This is a genomic window from Mycolicibacterium bacteremicum, assembly GCF_002086115.1.
GTDB lineage: Bacteria > Actinomycetota > Actinomycetes > Mycobacteriales > Mycobacteriaceae > Mycobacterium > Mycobacterium bacteremicum.
This window is the reverse complement of record NZ_MVHJ01000060.1, coordinates 1-4,804: the sequence shown is the minus strand read 5'-3', so window position 1 is coordinate 4,804 and position 4,804 is coordinate 1. Positions and strand designations below refer to the sequence as shown.

Here is a 4,804-nt window from a genome sequence, read left to right as displayed (position 1 = left end):
GCGGCACGGGCGCAACCTCTTCCAGCGGCAGGTACATGTGCTTGGTGAACTGCGGCTGGTACGCGCCGCCACCGCCGGGCGCGCCGGTGCCTGCCCCGCCGGCACCGAACGGGCTCGTCCCGCCGCCGCCGGGCGCGGTGCCTCCGCCGCCGGCCGGCATGGCCCCGGTTGCAGTCCCACCGCCCGCTCCGGGTATCGCACCGCCCCCGCCGGGCGCGGTGCCGCCGCCGGCCACCGTCGCGGCCTAGGACCACTAGGACTCAGACGTAGCGATCACGCCCGGCGAGAGCGCCCAGCGCGATCTGCGCGACGTAGACGATGAGCAGCATGATCCACGGCACGGTCCACCCGCCGCTGACTTCGTGGAGCAGACCGAACAGGAAGGGTCCGAGTCCGGCAAGCAGATAACCCAGACCCTGCACCATGCCGGACAACCGCGCGGTGTCGGCCGCGGTTCGTGATCGCAGTCCGATCACGGCCAGGGCGAGCGAGAACACGCTCATCCCGAGGCCGAGCAGGATCGTCCACAGCAGCGGCGCCGCCATCGGCGCGAATGCCAAACCCAGTGCGCCACTGAATCCGAGCACCCCGAGTGCGACGATCCAGCCACTCTGGGAGGCCCGTCGGGCCGCCATCGGCGCGACCACGATGCTGATCGGTACGGCAATCACGGCGTTGAGTCCCAGGAGCAGGCCTGCGTCGCCCTTGTCCATCCCGTTGTCGATGAAAACCTGTGGCAACCAACCCATCACGATGTAGGCCATGCACGACTGACAACCGAAGAAACCCGTGACGATCCAGGCCAGCCGGCTGCGCAGCATCGAACGTTGCGGTGCCGCTGCAACACTCGGGGTCGTCGTGTGCGCGGCAGTTGTGCGACCACGCATCGCAAGAAGCCAGAACACCAGCGCGGCCGCCGCCAGGCCCGCCCAGGCGCCCAGCGCCAGGCGCCAGCCGCCGAGCAGATCGTCCAGCGGCGGGGTGACCGCCGATCCGGCAGCACCACCGCCCTGCAGTGCCGCGGTGTAGATGCCCGTCATCAGACCGATCCGAGCCGGGAACGATTCCTTGATGACGACCGGGATCAGAACGTTGATCAATGCGATTCCGGCGGTGGCGATCAAGGTGCCACCGATGACCACGGCCGGCCCGTCGACGACGCGCAGCACCAGACCGGTGATGAGCACCACGAGGGCTGCGGCGATCGCGCGGCCCAGACCGATCCGGCGGGCCAGGAAGGGCGCGGTCAATCCGGCGAACGCGAAGCACAGGCCGGGCAGGGTGGTCAGCAGTCCGGCCCACAGTGCCGAGGTCCCCAGCGTGTCGCGCATATCGCCGAGCAGCGGACCGACGCTGGTGATGGCGGGCCGCAGATTGGCGGCCGTGAGCACGACCGCCGCCATCAACAGCACACCCCCGGCGGCCACCTCGGCCGGCCGGGGATCCGCCGGCCCGATCTCGAACTCCCGGCTGTCCAGGGTTTCCGGGTGGCGGGGCTGATTCATCTGCACTAGCCTGCCATACATCCGATGATTGGATGAAAAGGGTTTTACATGCCGTTGGCATCAGCACGCCGAACCGGACTGGTGGATCAAGCCATCGAACAACTGCGCCAGTCGGTGGCATCCGGAGAATGGCCCGTCAACGCCAGGATCCCGACCGAACCGGCGCTGGCGGAGTCACTCGGAGTGGGCCGCAATACCGTGCGCGAGGCGGTACGTGCGCTTGCTCACAGCGGAATCCTGGAGGTGCGCCAGGGCGACGGTACGTACGTGCGCGCCACCAGCGAAGTGTCCGGCGCGCTGCACCGGCTGTGCGGCACCGAGTTGCGCGACGTCCTGCAGGTCCGCCGTTGCCTTGAGGTGGAGGCGGCACGACTGGCCGCGACGGTACGCACCGAGGCAGATCTGGCCGAGCTCTGGCAATTGTGGGAACGCACCGAGGAACTGCGCTCCGCCGGGCTGGGTGAGGAGTTCGCCCGCACCGACGCCGAGCTGCACTTCGCCGTGGTCCGCAGCGCACACAATCCGGTGCTGACCGAGCTGTATCGGGGTTTGACCGAGGTGGTTCTGGCCAGCGTGGTCACCAGCACCAGGAATCTTGCCGACAGTCCCCAGCACCGGGCCCTCATCCAGGCCATCGCCGACGGCGACGAGGCAGCGGCCATCGGTGAGGCCGGCGGTTTCCTCGACGAACTGCTCGACCGGCTGCCCGAGCCGTAGCGTTCTACTCGGGCTGCAGGACGTCGGAGTCGACGAAGGTCAGGGAGCCACTGTCGAGCAGGACCGCCCACCGGCGGGCGGCGTCGACGATGTGATGTTCACCGATGTCCACGGACTGACCGGCGCTGTCGCCGAAGTCGTCGACGATCACGCCGACGGCCTCGTCATCGGTTCCGGCATGGACACGCACCCGCGCATCGACGGCAAGTCCCTGATCCTGGTTGTCGGGGTCGGCACCCACGAATCCCTGAGCAGTCACCAGAACTCCCTTGTCATCCGCGGCGGCCGCTGTCTGCGCCCGCGCTCTCACGTGCCGCGGGGAGATGAATTCTGTGATCCATTCCCAGCGCCTGTTTCGAACTGCACGCCCAGCCCCCGACGGGCGTCGGCCGATCCCTTCGAACCGAGCGACGCTCAACCGAACACGCCGATCCTGAGTTACCGCATACAACGTTGTCAATCCGCTTGCCGCAACATGCCGAATCGATATTCCCGGCACGCCGCGACCTCGCCTGTTCATACTAAACCCAGGGTCGGTGAAATCCGACCGCGGAGCACCCCGCAAACCGCCCCTGCCATTCGGGCATTTGGATCTGCTTTTCATTGCGGAAAGCGCGTGCATCGATATTCAATTTCGCCAAACCGAAACGCGCGCGCCGACCACGGCGTCCCATTGCGTCGGGTCCGCGACCGTGGCGTCGGGGCCGGTTGCAGGGCTCCATCGCCATGCTCGGGTGCCCGGACCGCTGAGCTAACGTCTGACAGCGTGATCGTGCTGCTGCCGCCCTCGGAGACCAAACGCGCCGGCGGCGATGGTCCCCCGCTGCGCATCGAGAGGCTCAGCTTTCCCGAGCTGGGCGCGGTGCGGACCGAACTCGTCGACGAGGTGCGTGCGCTGGCCGCCGACATCCCCGCGGCACGTCGAGCGCTGGGACTGACCGCGGCCCAGGACGGCGAGATCGCACGTAATGCCGACGTGCGCGCTGCGCCGACGGTGGCCGCGATCGACCGGTACACCGGCGTGCTCTACGACGCGCTGGACATCGACTCGCTGCGGGGAGCCGCGGCGGCCCGTGCCCGGGGCCGGATCGCGGTCGGATCGGCATTGTTCGGCCTGGTGCGCGCCGACGACCCGATACCCGCCTACCGGCTGTCGGCCGGCTCCAAGCTGCCCGGCAAGCCGACGCTGGCCGCGCGCTGGCGGCCCGCGCTGGAACCGCTGCTCGCCGAGATCGCGACCGAGGAGCTGGTGGTGGATCTGCGGTCGGGATCCTATGCGGGACTGGGCCGCCTCCCGGAGGCGGTGCGGGTCAACGTGCTGGCCGAGCGCGAGGACGGACATCGGACCGTGGTGAGCCATTTCAACAAGGCGCACAAGGGACGGTTGGCACGCGCACTGGCCACCACCCGGGCCGAACCCGACGATGCCGGCAAGGTCGCGACCGTCGCCCGACGCGCAGGCATGCGGGTCGAACGGGACGGCAACGAGCTGACCATCATCGTCGCCGCGTGAGTTAAACCGTTACATAACAACGCGATCACGGTGGGCGTCGCACCGACGGCCGGTGCGCATACGCTGCTAGCTTGCCCTGCATGACGCAACCGACAAGGCTGCGGCGCTGGGTCCGCCGCTGCGCGTCCGTGGTCCTGACCACCGCCGTGCTGGGCTCGATGCTCACCGCACCCACCGCCGCCGCGTTCTCCCGGCCCGGCCTACCGATCGAACAACTCGACATCCCGTCGGCATCGATGGGCCGAAACATCCGCGTCGAATTCCAAGGCGGCGGACCGCAGGCGGTGTATCTGCTCGACGGACTGCGCGCCCAGGATGACTTCAGCGGCTGGGACATCAACACCGCGGCGTTCGAGTGGTATCACGACTCCGGGCTGTCCATCGTGATGCCGGTCGGCGGCCAGTCGAGCTTCTATACCGACTGGTACCAGCCGGCGACCGGCAACGGGGGCACGCTCACCTACAAGTGGGAAACCTTCCTGACCCAGGAATTGCCGGGCTGGTTGGCCGCCAATCGCGGTATCAACCCGCTCGGCAATGCCGTTGTCGGACTGTCGATGTCGGGTGGGTCGGCGCTCACCCTGGCGGTCTGGCACCCGACGAAGTTCATCTTCGCGGCATCATTGTCGGGCTTCGTGAATCCCTCGCTGGGGTTGTGGCCCACCCTGATCGGTCTGGCCATGCGCGATGCCGGCGGATACAACGCGACGAGCATGTGGGGTCAGTCCAATGACCCGGCCTGGCGGCGCAACGATCCCATGGTCAACGTGGCGACGCTGGCCGCCAACCGCACCGCGGTCTGGATCTACTGCGGTGACGGCACACCATCCGAACTCGACACCGGCGGCGACTTCGGTGGGATGTTCAGCGCGCAGTTCCTGGAGAACATCACGCTGAACACCAACAAGACGTTCCAGCAACGGTATCTGGCCGCGGGCGGACGCAACGGTGTCTTCAACTTCCCCAAGGACGGCACGCACAGCTGGGGGTACTGGGGGTCGCAACTGTTGGCCATGAAGCCCGACCTGCAGCGGGTACTCGGCGTGGTCCCGCCCGCGCCCCCCGCGCC

The 4,804-nt window shown here is 68.2% G+C and carries 5 protein-coding genes; 3 read left to right on the top strand and 2 right to left on the bottom strand.

Annotated elements, in window-relative coordinates; genetic code table 11:
• Positions 1 to 260: 260 nt before the first annotated feature.
• Positions 261 to 1,505, bottom strand: a complete 1,245-nt coding sequence (locus BST17_RS28405; protein WP_083062349.1) for a CynX/NimT family MFS transporter — start codon at positions 1,503 to 1,505, stop codon at positions 261 to 263.
• Positions 1,506 to 1,553: 48 nt separating this feature from the next.
• Between BST17_RS28405 and BST17_RS28400 the strand changes: the two genes are divergently transcribed.
• Entirely contained in the window at positions 1,554 to 2,222 is a 669-nt protein-coding gene (locus BST17_RS28400) for a FadR/GntR family transcriptional regulator (protein WP_083062348.1), read from the top strand.
• Between the two features lie 4 nt (positions 2,223 to 2,226).
• On the opposite strand, the gene BST17_RS28395 is transcribed toward BST17_RS28400, so the two are convergent.
• Positions 2,227 to 2,481 (bottom strand): hypothetical protein, encoded by a 255-nt coding sequence (locus BST17_RS28395; protein WP_083062347.1) that lies wholly within the window; start codon positions 2,479 to 2,481, stop codon positions 2,227 to 2,229.
• A 507-nt stretch (positions 2,482 to 2,988) separates the two neighbouring features.
• Here BST17_RS28395 and yaaA point away from each other — a divergent pair.
• Both yaaA and BST17_RS28385 read left to right on the top strand, forming a co-directional pair.
• The gene (gene yaaA / locus BST17_RS28390) at positions 2,989 to 3,735 is read left to right on the top strand and encodes a peroxide stress protein YaaA (protein ID WP_083062346.1); all 747 of its coding nucleotides are present in this window, start codon (positions 2,989 to 2,991) and stop codon (positions 3,733 to 3,735) included.
• 158 nt (positions 3,736 to 3,893) lie between these two features.
• The coding region (locus tag BST17_RS28385) for an esterase family protein (RefSeq protein WP_269149878.1) at positions 3,894 to 4,804 on the top strand (911 nt) is incomplete at its 3' end.